The organism is Larsenimonas salina (assembly GCF_023736155.1).
Classification (GTDB): Bacteria; Pseudomonadota; Gammaproteobacteria; order Pseudomonadales; family Halomonadaceae; genus Larsenimonas; species Larsenimonas salina.
The window spans coordinates 70,805-87,835 of sequence record NZ_JAMLJJ010000001.1; the positions used below are offsets into that span (position 1 = coordinate 70,805).

The following is a 17,031-nucleotide window of genomic DNA, read 5'->3' on the forward strand; positions in this document are numbered from 1 at the left end:
GTGATGTAGTTACAGGAGAGCGAACCAAGATGTTCCGTGCCCATTCACTTTTTCGCAACGCGTTGACGTTACCGGTCATGGCGCTGTCAGTGGCGATGCTTGCCGGCTGCCAGCAGGACGAGGCCGATGAGGCTAAAACCGAGGCCCAGGCGGATCAGCGCATTCGGGTGGCCATGCTTCAACCGCCGCGCTCCGGACTCAACCCCTTGACCGACGACGCCTTCAAGCTCTCGCGCTGGAGCACAGCGGAAACCTTGGTGCGTCTTAACAAGCAGGGCGAGCCGCAGCCGTTTCTGTCGACGAACTGGACGCAGGTCGACCCGAACACCTGGCGGTTCGAGCTTCGAGACAATGCGCGCTTCCATGACGGTACGCCGCTGACCGCCAAGCAGGCGGTCGTTGCCTTGAGAAAGGCCATCAATGCCTCGCCCAAGCCGCGCATTCTCGACGGTGTGTCGATGCAGGTCGAGGCTGACGGCGACAACGCCGTGATCGTTCATACCGAAGACGCAGACCCGCTTGTGCCCAATCGGTTGTCCAGTCCGCAGCTCGCGATTCTTGCGGCCAAGGCCTATGGCGATGACGGTCGTGTCAACCCGATCGAGGCGGGTACGGGACCGTTCGTTTTAAAGGAAATCAATGGCACTCAAAGCGCGCGGCTTGATCGGTTTGACGGCTACTGGGGCGATACGGCGAAGCTTTCTGGCATCGATGCCGATTACGTGCCGGATGGCACGGCGCGCGGGGCGGCGCTTCGCACCGGGGAAGCCGATGTGGTCGAGGCGGTGCCGGTCTCGCAAGTGGCGCTGATCGATCAGGAACTGGTGCATGAGGTGCCGATGCCGCGCACCAACACGCTTTACCTCAATACCGAATCCGGTCCGTTCACGTCGCCGGAAATGCGCGCCGCGGCGCGGGAAGCGCTCGACCGGGCGGCGATCGTTCGTACTGTCTATGAAGGTCGCGCCGATGAGGCCAAGGGACTGCTTGGCCCGGCGCTTGACTGGGCGGATGGCTTGCGCACGCCCATCGAGCGGCCACAGGCGGCGGCTCCAGACGGCGCGCAGATCACGCTGGGCACCTTTACCGACCGGGCGGAGCTGCCGGAAGTGGCGGTTCTTCTGGAGCAGCAGCTCGAGGCGGCCGGGTTCGAGGTTCAACAGGAAGTGCGGCAGTACGCTCATATCGAATCGGACATGCTGGCCGGCAAGTTCGATGCGTTCATTCTCTCGCGCGCCACCATGCTCGATTCAGGCGACCCGGTGGCGTACATGTACAGTGATTTTGCCTGTGACGGCTCGTTCAACATTGCGCAGCTGTGCGATCCGCGCGTTGATGCCGCGCTCGAGCGCGCCGCCGACCTGACGCCAGGTCCGGAGCGGCGCCAGGCCATCATCGAGGCTGAGGCGGCCATTCTTGCAACCGATGCGGCCGTACCGATGCTGCATGAGCGGGTGATTCAGGGCGAGGCAAGGCGTGTCCGCGGCGCGGTACGTGACCCGCGTGAGCGCGAGCTGATCAACGAGCACACTCGGTTTGTCGATAATGGCTCCGACTGAGCAACCGGCACTTGGTATCGAGCCGACGGCGCGCACGTCGCCCAAGGTGAGGTGGCGGTTTGATGGACGCGCGCTGATTCCGGCGCTGTCCAGGCTCGTGACGCTAGGCGCCGTTGTGGTGCTGGTCGGGCTGCTGCCGTGGCTGTCCGGCCGGGACCCTGCGCTTAGTATTTTGCGGGCGCGGGCCGGGGATCAGAACCCCACCGAGGAAGCACTGGCCTCGATTCGGGCTCAGCTTGGCCTCGACATGGGGCCGTTTGAAAAGCTTCAGAGCTGGCTGGTTGGCTTGATGCACGGGGATGCCGGCACCTCCTGGATTTCGGGCGGGCCGGTGCTGCCTGGCATGCTGAGTGCCGCGCAGGTGTCCCTGGTGCTGATGGCTTCCGCGCTTACGGTCGCGCTGGTAACGACCGTGCTGATTTGTTTACCGGCGATGAAGCGTGGACTCGAGGGGCGTCCGTCACCGACCTCTGGTGCGGTCGGCGCGGCGATCACCGCCTTGCCGGAGTTTCTGCTGGCCTCCTTGCTGCTCGTGGTGTTCGCGGCATGGCTTCAGTGGTTGCCGCCTTACGGGTGGGGGGAGATTCGCCACGTGATCCTGCCGGCGTTCGCGCTCGGGCTGCCGGCCGGCGGATTATTGGGGCGGCTCTTCAGTGACGCGCTGACCGCGGCCTTTTCAGAGGCCTGGGTCGCGACCTGGCACATGGCTGGTTTCACTCGGCGACATATCGGTCGGGCCGCGCTCATGCGGACACTTCCAAGTCTCATGCCGCAGGTTGGGCTGGTGATTGTTGGGCTGACCGGTGGGGCCATTGCAGTCGAGCAGGTGTTTTCCATTCCAGGGCTTGGCCGGGCAACGCTCGGGGCTGCCTCGGCGCAGGATCTTCCGGCGTTGCAAATGGGCATCTTGATTCTGCTGGGGCTTGCGGTGGTGCTCGGTGGGGCGGCCAATCTTGGCCGGACGCTTTTGATGGGGCGGGCGCTTCAGGCCGGATCGATGCCGGTGGCTCTGGAGGTTGACCACGCTGGCCGTAGGCGCTGGGTCGTGCCGGCGCTTGCCGCCACGCTTTTGGTTATCGTGGTAGTTGCCGGGCTCGGACGAGACCCGATGCTCTCAAGTTACCTGCGCCTTCAGCCACCAAGTCTTGCGCTGCCGCTCGGGGCTGACGGTACCGGGCGCGATATTTTAGCGCGCATCAGTCACGGAGCGGTGTCGACCATCGGCATGGCACTGGTCACGCTTTTGATCACGTTTGTAATCGGGGTGTTGGTCGGGCTCATGCCGCGCGTTGCGGCCGGGCCGATCGAGGTTACCAACGCAACGCCCCCGGTGATCGCCGGGCTGATCGTGGCCGGCATCATGGGACCCAGCGCGAGCGGGGCGGTGCTTGCCGTGACCGCCGTGACTTGGGCGCCGCTGGCGGCGCATACGTCTGCGCTGGTGACGGAGGTGATGGGGCAGGCGCACGTTCGAATCACGCCCATGCTTGGGGTTGGCCGGTGCCGGCTCGTCAGCCGCTATCTGTTGCCAGCCGTCATTACGCCGGTGTTTCGCCACGCGATGCTGAGACTGCCCGGTACGGCGCTTGCGCTGGCGGCGCTCGGGTTTCTTGGGCTTGGGCCTCGCCCGCCGGAGCCTGAGTGGGGGCTTTTATTATCAGAAAGCATGCCGTATCTGGAGCGCGCGCCGTGGGCGGTTCTGGTGCCGTCACTGGCGCTGGTGTTGATGTCGGTGCTGGCGGTGTCCCTGTCTCTGATCGGTCGTCGGCATTAGAGTGAGTCGACGCGCAAACGTTGGGCGCGGCTCATGATCCTATCGGCTTTACGCTGAAGCAGTCACATCGCTCTGGCGGCCTGTGCTGTTTCAGCGTATAACGCCTCCATTGTGCCCCGTGCCCCGTGCGCCTCAAGGCGAGGCGTATTCCGTCATACCGCGTCCTGCACGTTGAATGGATCGGCATCGTTTGATTCGCCATTGTGGCTATACTTGGATGATCCTCTCGTCGGTCTTTTCGTTTCATCCTGGACGGGTAAGCGTTATTACTTTGATCTTGGCGCTTGGCTTGAAGGGGGTGCTGCGCACCGGGGTATTGAGGGTGTGTGGTTATTTCAATGTTGTTTTTAAAGAAGGTGGTCCAGGGGCGTATGTCTCGAGAACATACCTTGTCAGCCAAGGAAAAGTGGGCGCTGGATGCCCAGTTGGGTGAACTGCTTCGAGGAATGGAGCGCACGCAGGAGACGTCAAGGCATGGGTTTCAGCAGCGCCTTGAGGCGCTGATGGCGCACTATGAGCTGAGCCGGGACGATGTGCTTGGTATCGTGAAGTGGATCGAGTGCCATTGATTGGGCGCCGATCAACGAAAAAAGCCGCTGACACGTCAGCGGCTTTTTTGTGAGCCTTCTGTAGGCGCTAGTGCTTGAGCAGGGTGCTGTAGTCAAGCAGGATCGCGGCGCTTTCATTAAGCTCGGCCTGATCGATCGGCGTGTCGTCCTCTTCCTGATCGCGGCTGTCGGTCCAGTCGGCAATTTCTTCAAGGCCAAGCGCCCGGCGACGCTGATTCTCAAGTGAGAGCTGCTCGGCTTCGCGTGCATTCATTTCCTTCTGCCGCTGTTCCTTGTTGAGGCTGACGGAGTTGGTCTGTTCGCGCAGCTTCGTGGCAAGCTTGGCTTCCTGTTCCAGGTAGCGGAAGTTGGGGTTGGTGCTGACCCGTTCCTGATGGGCTTTTTTGAGTGCGCTCAAATAGCGGCTCGGATTGCCGTAACCACGGTAGTTGACCGAGCGGACCGTATCCCAAGGCAGGGCATAGTCGAGTGCGCTTTCACCGATGTCGTTTTTGTCCACCAGGCTCGGGAAGCTGATGTCCGGCACCACGCCCTTGAGCTGCGTGCTCTTGCCGGTGATGCGGTAGAACTTGGCGCGGGTCATCTTGAGCTCGCCATGGCTCAGATCCGACAGAGTTTGAACGGTGCCCTTGCCGAACGTCTGGGTGCCGATGACCAGGCCACGGCCGTAATCCTGGATGGCGCCTGCAAAGATTTCAGACGCCGAGGCCGACAGTCGATTGACCAGCACCGCAAGCGGTCCGCTATAGGCCACGCCCGGGTCGGTATCGCCGTAGAGACTGATGCGCCCGCGCGCGTCACGCACCTGCACGGTAGGGCCGCGGTCGATGAACAGGCCGATCATCGAGTTGGCTTCCTGCAGGGCGCCGCCGCCGTCGTTTCGAAGGTCGAGCACGATGCCCTGAACGTTCTGGGCCTTCAGTTTGTCGATGAGCTTGTGTACGTCGCGCGTGGTGCTGCGATAGTCCTTCTTGCCGGCCTGCCAGGCTTCGAAATCGACGTAAAAGGCGGGCACCTTGATTACGCCGATCTTGACCGGCTGACCGTCACGCTCGAGTGTGATGACCTGACTCTGGGCGGCCTGGTCTTCAAGCTTGACCGTGTCGCGCTTGATTTCGATCACATGGGTTTGTGTAACGTCCACGGCCTTGGCCGGGATGATCTCAAGGCGAACGGTCGAGCCCTTGGCACCGCGAATCAGATCAACCACGTCGTCGAGGCGCATGCCGATCACGTTGGTCATGTCGCCGGTCTTGCCCTGGCCGACCGCAACGATACGATCGGCTGGCTTGAGGTCGCCCGCCTTGTCGGCAGGGCCGCCCGGCACCAGGCTTGCCACCTTGACGTACTCGCCTTCGTTTTGAAGCAGGGCGCCAATGCCTTCCAGCGAGAGTTTCATCTGGATATCGAACGATTCGCCCTGGCTTGGCGAAAGGTACTCGGTATGCGGGTCGACCGAGCCAGTCGCGGCGCTCATGATGACGCTCAATACATCCTCTGAATTGGTCTGCTGAACCCGCTTGAGCTGATTGGTGTAGCGCGATTTGAGCTGTTTGACGATGTCATCATCGGCGGTTTTCGAAAGCGACATGGTCAGGGCAGAGTTCTTGAGCCGCTTGTCCCAGAGGTGATCAAGGGATTCGGTATCATGGGCCCAGTCACTGTCTTCGCGGTCGATCGCCATGCGCTCAGCGGTCGAGAAATCAAATGAGGGTTTGTCGTCAAGTGCCTTGATAATGTAGTCAAGGCGCGCTTCAAGCCGCGTCTGGAAGAGGTTGTAAAGCGCGTAGAGCTCATCGAGGTCGCCCGAATCGATGTCGTCGCCAAAGCTTTGGCGTAGGCCGCTGAAACGGTCGATGTCGCGCTGAAGCAGATAGACGTGTTGCGGGTCAAGAAGGGTTAGAAGACGCTCGAAGGCCTTTTCCGACCAGGCCTGGTCGAGCGTGACGTCATCGTAGTGACCGTAGCGGAGCGCTTCGCTGACGTCGCGGGCGGCCTGTCTTTGATCCTCGTCAGGCGTCAGTGCCTGCGAAGCGGCCATGCTTGGAATCGCAACGGCCAGCCAGAGTAGGGCAATAGCCATGTAGTGGGCGACTGCACGTGGGGTCATCAATGATGCTCTCCTGGTTTCATGTACACTCATTCCTCAGACGGTTCCTCTTGCTCAATGTCGGGCATCGGCTAATTCATGCAACGTTATGCAAAAGATAGAGGCGTTTTTTATGGTTTCAGTTTCCCAGGTACAAGATCAGCTGTGTGAGTTCTTGGACGCATCGCCGACCGCTTGGCACGCCACTCGCAACATGACGGACATGCTTGCGCGCTCAGGGTATCAGGCATTGGACGAGCGGTCAGCCTGGACACTAACACCGGGTGGCCGCTATTACGTGACGCGAAACGACAGCGCAGTGATTGCCTTCCAGGTTCCGACCGGCGAGCTTGACGGGTTTCGTATGATGGGGGCGCATACGGACAGTCCTTGTCTGCGGCTCAAATCAGACCCCGTTCAGCGTTCGCGCGACTGGCTGCAGTTCGGAGTCGAAGTCTATGGGGGTGCCTTGCTGGCGCCATGGTTCGATCGTGATCTGGGACTTGCCGGACGCGTGCATGTGCGGCGCAGCAATGGAAAAGTTGAAGGTATCCTAATTAATACCAATAAGCCAATTGCCATCATACCTTCGCTGGCCATCCATATGGACCGAGAGGCCAATCAGAACCGCTCCTTCAATGCTCAGACGCAGATGGCTCCCGTGGTCTGGCAGGGCGCTTTCACCGATGATAACCCCTTGCTGAGCCTGATAAAGACGCAAGCTGGCACGGATATCGACGCCATTCTCGGGCATGAGCTTTGTCTCTATGACACCCAGCCGGCCGGTCGGATCGGAGGCGAGGATGGGCTGATCGCAAGTGCGCGCCTCGACAATCTTCTCTCATGCTTTTGTACGACGTCGGCGATGGCGGCTTTGGAGGGCGATCAGGCGGTGCTCATGGTGGCCAACGATCATGAAGAGGTGGGCAGTGCCAGTGCCAGCGGCGCCCAAGGGTCATTTCTGCGTGATGTGCTTTCACGACTCAATGAGTCGAGCGTCGGGCGCGGCGGCAGTGAAGGGTTTGTTCGAATGATTCAGAGCTCGTGCATGGTTTCCTGCGATAACGCGCATGCGCTGCACCCGAACTACCCGGACAAGCACGACCGTAACCATGGGCCGGCGATTAACGGTGGACCGGTGATCAAGATCAATGCCAGTCAACGTTATGCGACTAACAGCGCGACCGAGGCGCTGTTCCGTGATGCCTGCGAACGTGCTGATGTGCCGGTGCAGTCGTTCGTAACGCGCGCGGATATGGGGTGTGGCAGTACCATTGGGCCGATTACGGCAACAGAGCTTGGTATTCCAACACTGGACGTCGGGCTATCTCAGTGGGCGATGCACTCGGTGCGTGAGACTACCGGCGCAAGAGATCCGGCGCACCTGATTGCTGCCCTGGGTGCGTTCTGTACACCGAATGAATGATGAGCCAATTAGTAGGCAATAAAAAACCCGCCAGGAGGCGGGTTTTTTAAAGCTTGGTGGCTACGCCCTGATTCGAACAGGGGACCCCATCATTATGAGTGATGTGCTCTAACCAGCTGAGCTACGTAGCCGTAACGGGTGCAGACTATACGGACGCCCCCGTTTCAAGTCAAGTACTTAAACGTTGAACCGGAAGTGAATCACGTCGCCGTCCTTGATGATGTAGTCCTTGCCTTCCAGGCGCCATTTGCCCGCTTCCTTGGCGCCGGCTTCGCCGTTGTAGGCGATGAAATCGGCGTAGGAGACGACCTCGGCGCGAATGAAGCCTTTCTGGAAATCGGTGTGAATCACGCCAGCGCCCTGGGGCGCGGTAGAGCCTTTCGGGACCGTCCAGGCGCGCACTTCCTTGACGCCTGCGGTGAAGTAGGTCTCGAGCCCAAGCAGGTCATAGCCTGCCCGAATGACGCGATCAAGGCCCGGCTCGCTCATGCCGAGTTCGTCCAGGAACATGGCGCGCTCATCGTCTTCGAGTTCGGCGATTTCGGACTCGAGCTTGTTGCAGACCGGCACCACGATGGCGCCTTCTTCTTCGGCAATGCCGCGCACGATGTCGAGGTAGGGGTTGTCGTCGAACCCGTCTTCATTGACGTTGGCGATGTACATGGTCGGCTTCAGGGTCATAAAGCCGTAGCTCTTGATGAGCTGAAGTTCATCGGCGGTCAGTGAGAAGCTTCGAAGCGGCTGGCCCTCGGCCAGATGCGGCTGAATCTTTTCAAGCACGGCCTTGGTGGCGATGGCGTCCTTGTCGCCGCCCTTGGCGGTGCGTGCAAGGCGCGTAATGCTGCGCTCGGCGCTGTCCAGATCCGCCAGTGCCAACTCGATGTTGATCGTTTCGATGTCGGCTTTCGGGTCGACCTGGTTGGCCACGTGAATCACGTTGTCATTGTCAAAGCAGCGGACGACATGGGCGATGGCGTCGGTTTCGCGAATGTTGGCGAGGAACTGGTTACCAAGCCCTTCCCCCTTGGAGGCACCGGCGACCAGCCCGGCGATATCGACGAACTCCATGGTCGTCGGAACCACTTTTTCCGGCTTGACGATGGCGGCCAGGGCCTCTTGGCGCGGGTCCGGTACCGGGACGATGCCCGTATTGGGTTCGATGGTGCAGAAGGGGAAGTTTTCGGCGTCGATGCCGGATTTGGTCAGCGCGTTGAAAAGCGTCGACTTGCCGACGTTCGGTAGTCCGACAATGCCGCAGTTGAAACCCATGGTGTCATCCTGTCGTTCGAATCGCCTGATGCGATGTGCTGGATTATTTGATGCTGTGCAGCTGGCTCATGGCGCGAGCCGAATCGCCCTGAAGCAGCAGGGGCAGGACATCGATCGACGCATCGATGGCGCCATCGATCGATTGTCGCTCGGCTTTTCCGGGGGCGCTGAGGACATGATTGGTGACCAGTTTGGCGTTGCCCGGGTGATCGATGCCGAGTCGCAGGCGCATGAACTCGCGGTCGTTGCCTTGAGCGCTGATGATGTCTCGAAGTCCGTTGTGTCCGCCGTGGCCGCCGCCCTGTTTCAGGCGTGCCTGGCCTGCAGGAATATCGAGCTCATCATGGGCGACAAGAAACGCAGACGTTGGAAGCTTGAAGAACTTGGCCAGGGAGGAAACCGCTTGGCCGCTGCGGTTCATGAACGTCGTGGGCACCAACAGGTGCAGCTCATGCCCTTGATAGGTGATCTTGGCGTACTGCCCGAAAAACTTTTTCTCGGGTCGCAAGGGCGTGTTGCACGCCCTTGCGAGTGCTTCGATAAACCAGGCACCTGCATTGTGGCGGGTATGCTCGTACTGTTGGCCTGGGTTGCCCAGGCCGATCAGGGCTCGAATAGCCGTCATGCAGGTGTCCTGTTGGTTTATCAGTCTTCGGTGGTGGTGCTTTCGGCGTCGTCGCCTTCGCCTTCACCTTCCGTGCCCTTGTCGGCATGGGTGATGCTGACGATGCCGTAATCGGACTCTTCGCCGTGGGACAGGGCGACCAGTGTCACGCCTTCCGGCAGCGGGATGTCGGACAGGTGCAGCGTCTCGCCAAGGCCAAGGCCGGCAACATCGACTTCCAGGTATTCCGGCAGGTTCTTCGGCAGGCAGCTGATTTCGACGTCGTTATTCAGAACGTGAAGTACGCCGCCTTCGTCCTTGACGCCCTTGCAGGCTTCGTCGTTGGCGAAGTGCAGCGGAACAGTCGTTGTGAGCTCATGCGTGTTGTCGACGCGCATGAAGTCAGCGTGAGTGATCAGCGGCTTGTACGGGTGACGCTGCAGGTCACGGATGACCACGCTTTCTTTCTGACCGGCGATGTCGAGGACAACGACGGATGAGAAGAACGACTCGCTCTCGATGGCCTTGTAGAACGACGGCTTGTCGATGGCGACCGGTTTCGGGGCAGCTTCACCGCCGTAGATGATGGCCGGTACGACATCGCCCTGGCGACGCAGGCGGCGGCTCGCACCTTTCCCCAGGTCGCTGCGATCTTGAGCTTGCAATGTGAACTGATTGGACATGATGTAGTTACTCTTTGAGAGGTAATGAACACGAATACGGATGCCCGCGACCAGGTCATCCGTATTCGTCGCTTCGGCGCGAATGCGCCTATCGGTCAGTGATCAATGAAACATGGCACTGACGGATTCTTCGTTGCTGACGCGACGGATCGCCTCGGCAATCAACCCAGCCATGCTGAGCTGGCGAATCTTGCCGCTTCGGCGGGCGGCTTCGGACAGCGGGATAGTGTCGCCCACGACCAGCTCATCGAGCTTGGACTGGGTGATGTTATCGACCGCGGGGCCGGACAGGATCGGGTGAGTCGCATAGGCGACGACCCGGCGCGCCTGGTGCTCCTTGAGCGCCTCGGCGGCCTTGCAGAGCGTGCCTGCGGTATCGACCATGTCATCGACCAGAATGCAGGTCCGGTCCTTGATCTCACCGATGATGTGCATGACCTGGGCCTGGTTGGCCTGCGGGCGACGCTTGTCGATGATGGCGAGATCGGTGTTTAACTGCTTGGCGATGGCGCGAGCGCGCACAACGCCGCCGACATCGGGCGAGACCACGACGATGTCGTCGTAGTTCTGGCGTTCGATGTCGTCGAGGAGAATCGGCGAGCCGTAGACGTTATCTACCGGAACGTCGAAAAAGCCCTGAATCTGGTCGGCGTGAAGGTCCATGGTCATGACGCGGTCGACGCCTGCCTTGACCATCATGTCGGCCACGACCTTGGCCGAGATCGGTACGCGCGCCGAGCGAACGCGGCGGTCCTGACGAGCATAACCGAAGTAGGGAATGACCGCGGTGATGCGCGTGGCCGAGGCACGGCGCAGGGCATCGACCATCAGGATCAGTTCCATGATGTTGTCGTTGGTCGGGGAGCAGGTCGACTGCAGGATGAAGACGTCCTTGCCGCGAACGTTTTCATTGATCTCGACGGCGATTTCTCCATCGCTGAACTGGCCGACTGTTGCATGGCCCAATCGGTTGTCGAGGCATTCTGCAACTTTGCGGGCGAGTTCGGGGTTGGCATTCCCCGCGAAAACCATCAGTTTAGACACGCGTGGCCACCTTTGGACGCTAGTGGAAATCGTAGAGAAATCAGAGCAAGAACGACTGAGTCAGACGCCATTGAAATGGCTGGGGTACCAGGACTCGAACCTGGGAATGCCGGTACCAGAAACCGGTGCCTTACCACTTGGCTATACCCCAACACGTCGTCTGCCAGTCACATTACCCAACCTTGTTTAAGGCAATGTGAAGGGGAGAAGTATTCAAGCCGTTAGCAATAAACGCCTGCCACTGCTGACGGTCACTGCGGGCGTCACGCTCCTGCTGAATACGGCGCAGAATGTTATCGGCCTCCTCATGCGACGTCAAGGGGCAGAACACGCATCCGCCGGTACCGGTCAGTCGGGCGGGGCCGAAAGCCGAGAGCCAGGCAAGAGCGTCATCGATGGCAGGATAGTGCGCACAGACGATGGCCTCGCAGTCGTTGTCACGGCGTGAGAGCGCCTCATCCTTTGAAAGAATCGGGGTTGCACGTGGCAGGTCCGGGGCGCCGAACACGGTCTTGGTCGATATTTGAGGCCCGGGGTGAAGCACGATGAAGGGAATTTCGGGCAGAGCGATCGCGGTCAGCCGCTCGCCGACGCCCTCGGCAAAGGCGCTTCGGCCACGAACGAACACGGGCACATCGGCCCCAAGCGTTGCACCGAGTTCGGCCAGTTCATCAAGCGACAGGTTCAGCTCCCACAGTGCGTTCAGCCCGACCAAGGTCGTGGCCGCGTTCGAACTGCCGCCACCGATGCCACCGCCCATCGGCAGGCGCTTTTCAAGCGAGATGTGGGCGCCCTGGGTGCAGCCGGTGTGTCTACGCAGAAGCTTTGCAGCCCGAATGATTAAATTGTCGTGCTCTGCAACGCCTTCGAGGTCCGGCGTGAGCGTGAGCTCGGAGCCGGAGGCGGCCTCGAAGGTGAGCGTGTCGCCGTGGTCGAGCAGTTGAAACACGGTCTGGAGCAGGTGGTAACCGTCATCGCGGCGACCCGTAATGTGAAGCATCAGGTTGAGCTTGGCCGGGGCAGGCAGCGTGAGGCTCATTTCCCGTCCTCGGGCTGCCACTGCGTCACTATCATGACTACGCGGAGCTCCCCCTGAACCATGCTGATGCGCCCGGGCAGCCAGAGGCCGTCGACGTTGGTCCACTTGCTATAGGAGATTGTCCAGCCATCCTGTTCAAGCACTTTGGGAAAGCCGAGTTCATCGCGCTCGATGCTGCTGTCCGAGTGCGGCGCCGGTTCGGCCTTGATCCAGTGATCGAGGGCCGAGACCGGCAGTGACCAGCCAAGGCGTGACTGCATCAGCGCCTCGGGCGAGGGCGCGCTGAAGGTGCCTTCGCTGTTGCTCAGACTGACGTTTCCGGGGTCACCGTCAAGGGTCGTGCGGCCTGCGCCGAAGGGGCCTGTCAGCAGCATGCGGTAGTGCGTACCCGACTGTGTCCAGTCCAGGTTGGCACTTTGATGAGTGTCGGGCGCACTCAGCGCGACCTTGCCCATCAGTGTCCAGGCATCGAGCGTCTCGATCTGGGTCTGCTGACTCTTCCAGTCGCCCATGTGTCGGGTGCCATTGGGGCCCGGGGCCTGGGTTGCGCAGCCCGCGATCAGGGCAAAGGCGGCAATAACCATCAGTCGTCGCATGGGGAAATCGCTTCTCATGAGTCAAGGTGGTCTAGAGGGTAAGGTCGGGATAGCGTGACAGCAAGTCGTTTAACGCCGGTGTGTCATCAAAGCGTTGCAGGGCATCGTCGAGCAAACGTCGTGCCTGAGGGCGGTGCTGGTCAAGCCACAGCGCCTCGATGAGGTGGGCAGCGATCTCATCGTCTGGCGCGTCCATGTAGGCGCGCTTCAAAAGCAGAATGCCATCCCGGTACCGGGCGGCCTTGATGTAGGCCCATCCGAGACTGTCCTGGATCGCAAAGTGGTTCGGCGCCAGTCGGTGGGCCTGTTCGAGCAGGGCCGTGCCCTTGGCGAGGTGAGGTGTTCGGGTGATGAGCGTGTAGCCGTAGGCATTGAGCACCCGAGGGCTTTCGGGCGTTCGCTCATGCAGCGCCTCAAGTTCGGCAAGCGCTTTTTGAACCCGACCATGATCGAGTGCGTGCATGGCTTTTGTGTAGGCCAGTTCGTCTCGATGCTCGGGCATCTGCTCGATCAGTTCATCGAGCCGACGATCGGCGGCCGAAAAGGGGGATAGCCGATCGAGCAGGTCCAGTTCGATGTCGACAAGGTTGAGCCAATAGTCGGGATGGGCCTGTTGCTGTTGCTGGATCAGAAGAATCGCCCGGTCGGACTGGTGCTGCTGAAGCAACACGTTGATGCCTTGCCGGCGCGAGGCGAGAAAGAGCGGGCCTTCCGGTACCGTTAAAAGTGCAGTCAACGCGCGTTCGGGCGCGTCATTTGCGATGTGGAGTCGGGCGGTCAGAAGGGCGGTGATCCCCTGGTCGCGCTCGTTTCGAGCAGTGCGGGCCTCGGTCACCTTGAAGCCGGTCTCGACGGCGCGATGGCGAATGGCGTCATCGACCAGGGCGGTGTGAAGCTCGGTGTCGTCGGGGCGAAGTGCCACCAGCCTCTGGGCCGCGGTGGAGGCCGTTGTGACATCGTGCTGGGCCAGGGCGCTTTGCGTCAGCGCAAGCCACAGGCGAGCGTCGCTGGCATCGCGTTCGACCCCCTCGCGCGCAGCCTGCTCAGCCTGTTCGGTGTTGCCCCGCGCCTGATGGTACAGCGCGCTGATCAGCCAGAACTCGGGAACCGGCCCCAGCCCGTGTGCCCGCTTGAGCTCAGTCGCGGCGGCGTCAAGACGCGCTGCACGGACGTTGGCAAGAATGAGTGCAAGGCGTGCATCATGATCGTCAGAGTGCGTGTCGAGGTGATGGGAAAGCTTTGGAATAAGCGCCTGTGGCGGCGCACCGCGTTGAATCAGATAGTCGATGAAGTCGACCAGTGCGTATTCCGGTGGCGGCGTCGGGCTTTCCCTCAAATGAATCAGCGCGTCGAGCGCTGCCGGCCAGTTTTCCTGCGTGCTGTAAAGGTCAGCGAGAATCTGCCAGGGCGTGCTGGTCGCGGGTGCGGCCTCGGACCATAACTCTGCGCTTTGCAAAAGAAGCGTTTCGTCGCCGCTTTGGCTTGCAAGCTCCGTGGCGCGCTCGAGAAGTGCGGTCGAGGGCGTGTGACGGTTTTGGGCCAGATAGGCTCTCGACCCGCCGGTGAAGTCCCCGCGCCTTGCGGAGAGTTCGCCGGAAATAAGGGCTGCGAGGGCGTCGGCTCGAGGTGAGGTACGGGGGCTTTCCGTCGAGTCGCGTGAGGTCGAAAGCGGGGTGCAGGCACTCAGCGTGGCTCCAAGGCCAATAGCGATTATAGGAAAGAACAATGTGCGAGCCCGCATTTTCGCCTCGTATATTGAAAGATCAGAATGCTTTGGCGGTGGTGCGTCATCGCGTCAATATTACGGCATCCCAAGGACACGCACGCTATGGTAGAATGTCCGCTATTTTTCAAGAGCGGGGGCTTGACGTTGCTCCCGATGAGCCGATGATGAACATCTTTTCGAGGGCCGCAATTCCCGAGACCGGTGAGGAGATTTCTCGCAGTGAACGGTCTGACCGGGGTGAGGCTGGATCGTCTCCCACGACTCGGCGCTTTGAACGACAGGCTACTATGACGCTTCTCGCACTGGGGATCAATCACAGAACGGCAGCGGTGGATGTGCGTGAAAAGATCGCATTTTCACCGGTCGAGCTGCAGGATGCATTCGTCGAGCTGGCCGCGCTCGAGGGCATCAAGAGCGCCGTGGTTCTGTCGACCTGCAACCGTACCGAAATCTACTGCATGCTCGCGCACCCTGACGGTGAGGGCGCGATCATCGACTGGCTGAGCGCCTACCACGGTGTCCCGGCAAGCGACATTTTAGAGTGCAGCTACAGCTACATTGGAAGCGAGGCCGTCCGCCACCTGATGCGGGTGGCGTGCGGGCTCGACTCGATGGTGCTTGGCGAACCCCAGATTCTCGGTCAAATCAAGGACGCCTATCAAAAGGCGCGCTACCACGAAGCCGTTCATGGGGAGCTCGACAGGCTCTTTCAGCATACCTTTTCGATTGCGAAGCAGGTGCGCACCGAGACCGATATCGGTGAACATCCGGTGTCCATTGCCTTTGCCGCGGTCAATCTGGCCAGTCGCATTTTCGACGACTTCACGCGCTCGCGGGCGCTGTTGATCGGTGCCGGTGAGACCATTGAGCTGGTTGCGCGCCATCTGCGCGAGGCGGGCATCCAGGGCGTGATCGTTGCCAACCGCACCCAGGAGCGGGCACAGACGCTTGCGGACGAAGTCGGTGGGGTTGCGATCAGCCTGGAAGAGATTCCGTCTGCGCTGACCTGCGCCGACATCGTGATTTCCTCCACGGCAAGCCCACTGCCGATTCTCGGCAAGGGCATGGTCGAGGGGGCGCTCAAGGCGCGCAGGTATCGGCCCATGTTCATGGTCGACATTGCCGTGCCACGAGACATCGAGTCTCAGGTCGGTGACCTTGACGACGTCTTTCTCTATAGCGTCGATGACCTTCACGACGTCATCGAGGAAAACCGACGTCAGCGCCAGGCCGCCGCCGATCAGGCCGAGGCGATCATCGCGGACGGTGTGGATACCTGGCAGCACGAGCGCCGCGTTCGAAGCGCCGGCCAGATGATCAAGCAGTACCGACTTCAGGCCGAGAGCCTGCGCCGCACCTCCGAGGAGCAGGCGCTTCAGCAGCTGGCTCAGGGCCAGCCTGCCGAAGAAGTCATCCGACGTTTATCGCATCAACTCAGCAACAAGCTCTTGCACGGCACCACCAAACGGCTGCGCGACGCCTCGGGGGCCGAGCGACACGACCTCCTGCTGGCTGCCGAAGAGCTGCTGCTGGACCCGCTAGAGGCAGAACAGGACCCGTCATGAAAGCATCGCTGCGCCAGCGTCTCGATTCGTTCGATGAGCGCTTCGAGGAGCTGTCGGCTCTTCTCTCCGACCCCGATGTGATCGGTGATCAAAAATCGTTTCGAGCCTATTCCCGCGAGTACGCAGACCTCGAGTCTCTGGTCGAGGCCTGGAGCCGCTATCGCGGCCTTGAAAGTGATCGGTCGGCGGCCGAAGCCATGCGCCACGACGATGACGCCGACATGCGTGCCATGGCCGAAGACGAGCTTCACGAACTGGATGCAGCGCTTGATGCTCAGGAAGCCACGCTCAAGAAGCTGCTGGTGCCGAAAGACCCAAACGATGAGCGGAGCGTGTTCCTCGAGGTTCGCGCCGGCACCGGCGGTGACGAAGCGGCGCTCTTCGCAGGCGATCTGTTTCGAATGTATTCGCGCTACGGTGAGCTTCAGGGCTGGCGGGTGGAAATCATCAGCCAGAGCCTTGGCGAGCACGGGGGCTATAAGGAAGTCATCGCGCGGCTCTCCGGTCAGGGAGTCTACGGCCGGCTGAAGTTCGAGTCCGGCGCCCACCGAGTGCAGCGGGTGCCTGCCACCGAGTCCCAGGGCCGCATCCATACCTCGGCCTGTACGGTTGCCGTCATGCCCGAAGCCGACACCGTCGATGATGTGGAGCTCAACGCATCCGACCTTCGCGTCGATACCTTTCGCTCGAGTGGCGCAGGCGGCCAGCACGTCAATACTACCGACTCGGCTATCCGAATTACGCACCTGCCGACCAACACGGTGGTTGAGTGCCAGGACGAGCGCTCCCAGCACAAGAACCGCGCAAAAGCGATGTCACTGCTGGCGGCGCGACTGAAGCAGTCGGCCGAGAGCGCCCAGCGCCAACAAAAGGCCGATGAGCGACGCTCGCTGGTGGGCTCGGGCGATCGCAGCGAGCGCATTCGCACCTACAATTTCCCGCAGGGGCGCGTGACCGATCACCGCATCAACCTGACGCTCTACAAGCTCAATGACATCGTGGCCGGAACCGAGCTCGGTGAGGTCATCGATGCACTGGTTCAGGAGCATCAGGCCGACCAGCTTCTGGCCATGCAGCAGGCGTCCTGA

General features: G+C 61.0%; 14 protein-coding genes and 2 tRNA genes. 6 read left to right on the plus strand and 10 right to left on the minus strand.

The genetic code is table 11. The features are described from left to right. Positions 1-29 precede the first annotated feature (29 nt). The 3 genes from NAT23_RS00325 to NAT23_RS00335 all read left to right on the plus strand — a co-directional run bounded on the left by NAT23_RS00325 (position 30) and on the right by NAT23_RS00335 (position 3,902). Complete coding sequence (locus tag NAT23_RS00325) at positions 30-1,559, plus strand: ABC transporter substrate-binding protein (RefSeq protein WP_251924588.1); 1,530 nt, start codon at positions 30-32, stop codon at positions 1,557-1,559. Then, entirely contained in the window at positions 1,546-3,333 is a 1,788-nt protein-coding gene (locus tag NAT23_RS00330) for an ABC transporter permease subunit (RefSeq protein ID WP_251924589.1), read from the plus strand. The genes NAT23_RS00325 and NAT23_RS00330 overlap by 14 nt, the downstream gene beginning before the upstream one ends. 371 nt (positions 3,334-3,704) lie before the next feature. Next, positions 3,705-3,902, plus strand: a complete 198-nt coding sequence (locus NAT23_RS00335; protein ID WP_251924590.1) for a hypothetical protein — start codon at positions 3,705-3,707, stop codon at positions 3,900-3,902. 67 nt (positions 3,903-3,969) lie between these two features. Here NAT23_RS00335 and NAT23_RS00340 read toward each other — a convergent pair whose 3' ends face one another. Next, positions 3,970-6,012, minus strand: a complete 2,043-nt coding sequence (locus NAT23_RS00340; RefSeq protein ID WP_251924591.1) for a carboxy terminal-processing peptidase — start codon at positions 6,010-6,012, stop codon at positions 3,970-3,972. Between the two features lie 112 nt (positions 6,013-6,124). Here NAT23_RS00340 and NAT23_RS00345 point away from each other — a divergent pair, with 112 nt between their 5' ends. Continuing rightward, positions 6,125-7,417, plus strand: coding sequence for a M18 family aminopeptidase (locus tag NAT23_RS00345; protein ID WP_251924592.1), 1,293 nt, complete (start codon positions 6,125-6,127; stop codon positions 7,415-7,417). Between the two features lie 54 nt (positions 7,418-7,471). Here the strand turns inward: NAT23_RS00345 and NAT23_RS00350 are convergent. The 9 genes from NAT23_RS00350 to NAT23_RS00390 form a co-directional block, all read right to left on the minus strand. Then, positions 7,472-7,548 (minus strand) — tRNA-Met (locus NAT23_RS00350). Between the two features lie 46 nt (positions 7,549-7,594). Continuing rightward, entirely contained in the window at positions 7,595-8,686 is a 1,092-nt protein-coding gene (gene ychF / locus NAT23_RS00355; protein ID WP_251924593.1) for a redox-regulated ATPase YchF, read from the minus strand. A 43-nt stretch (positions 8,687-8,729) separates the two neighbouring features. Continuing rightward, positions 8,730-9,311, minus strand: coding sequence for an aminoacyl-tRNA hydrolase (gene pth, locus NAT23_RS00360; RefSeq protein WP_251924594.1), 582 nt, complete (start codon positions 9,309-9,311; stop codon positions 8,730-8,732). Between the two features lie 20 nt (positions 9,312-9,331). Beyond that, a complete protein-coding gene (locus NAT23_RS00365) occupies positions 9,332-9,973 on the minus strand; it encodes a 50S ribosomal protein L25/general stress protein Ctc (protein ID WP_251924595.1) in 642 nt (213 codons plus the stop codon). 102 nt (positions 9,974-10,075) lie between these two features. Then, complete coding sequence (locus NAT23_RS00370; RefSeq protein ID WP_251589486.1) at positions 10,076-11,017, minus strand: ribose-phosphate pyrophosphokinase; 942 nt, start codon at positions 11,015-11,017, stop codon at positions 10,076-10,078. A 76-nt stretch (positions 11,018-11,093) separates the two neighbouring features. Then, positions 11,094-11,168: transfer RNA gene (locus NAT23_RS00375), tRNA-Gln, on the minus strand. Positions 11,169-11,189: 21 nt separating this feature from the next. Further along, positions 11,190-12,056, minus strand: coding sequence for a 4-(cytidine 5'-diphospho)-2-C-methyl-D-erythritol kinase (gene ispE / locus NAT23_RS00380; RefSeq protein WP_251924596.1), 867 nt, complete (start codon positions 12,054-12,056; stop codon positions 11,190-11,192). Further along, complete coding sequence (gene lolB / locus NAT23_RS00385) at positions 12,053-12,652, minus strand: lipoprotein insertase outer membrane protein LolB (protein WP_251924597.1); 600 nt, start codon at positions 12,650-12,652, stop codon at positions 12,053-12,055. The genes ispE and lolB overlap by 4 nt, the downstream gene beginning before the upstream one ends. 31 nt (positions 12,653-12,683) lie before the next feature. Next, positions 12,684-14,393 carry a tetratricopeptide repeat protein gene (locus tag NAT23_RS00390; RefSeq protein WP_251924598.1) on the minus strand — a complete coding sequence of 570 codons (1,710 nt, stop codon included), beginning with the start codon at positions 14,391-14,393 and terminating at the stop codon, positions 12,684-12,686. 272 nt (positions 14,394-14,665) lie between these two features. Between NAT23_RS00390 and hemA the strand changes: the two genes are divergently transcribed. Together hemA and prfA are read left to right on the plus strand one after the other, a co-directional pair. Beyond that, positions 14,666-15,943 carry a glutamyl-tRNA reductase gene (hemA, locus tag NAT23_RS00395; RefSeq protein WP_251924599.1) on the plus strand — a complete coding sequence of 426 codons (1,278 nt, stop codon included), beginning with the start codon at positions 14,666-14,668 and terminating at the stop codon, positions 15,941-15,943. Continuing rightward, complete coding sequence (gene prfA, locus NAT23_RS00400; protein WP_251924600.1) at positions 15,940-17,031, plus strand: peptide chain release factor 1; 1,092 nt, start codon at positions 15,940-15,942, stop codon at positions 17,029-17,031. Before hemA ends, prfA begins: the two co-directional genes overlap by 4 nt.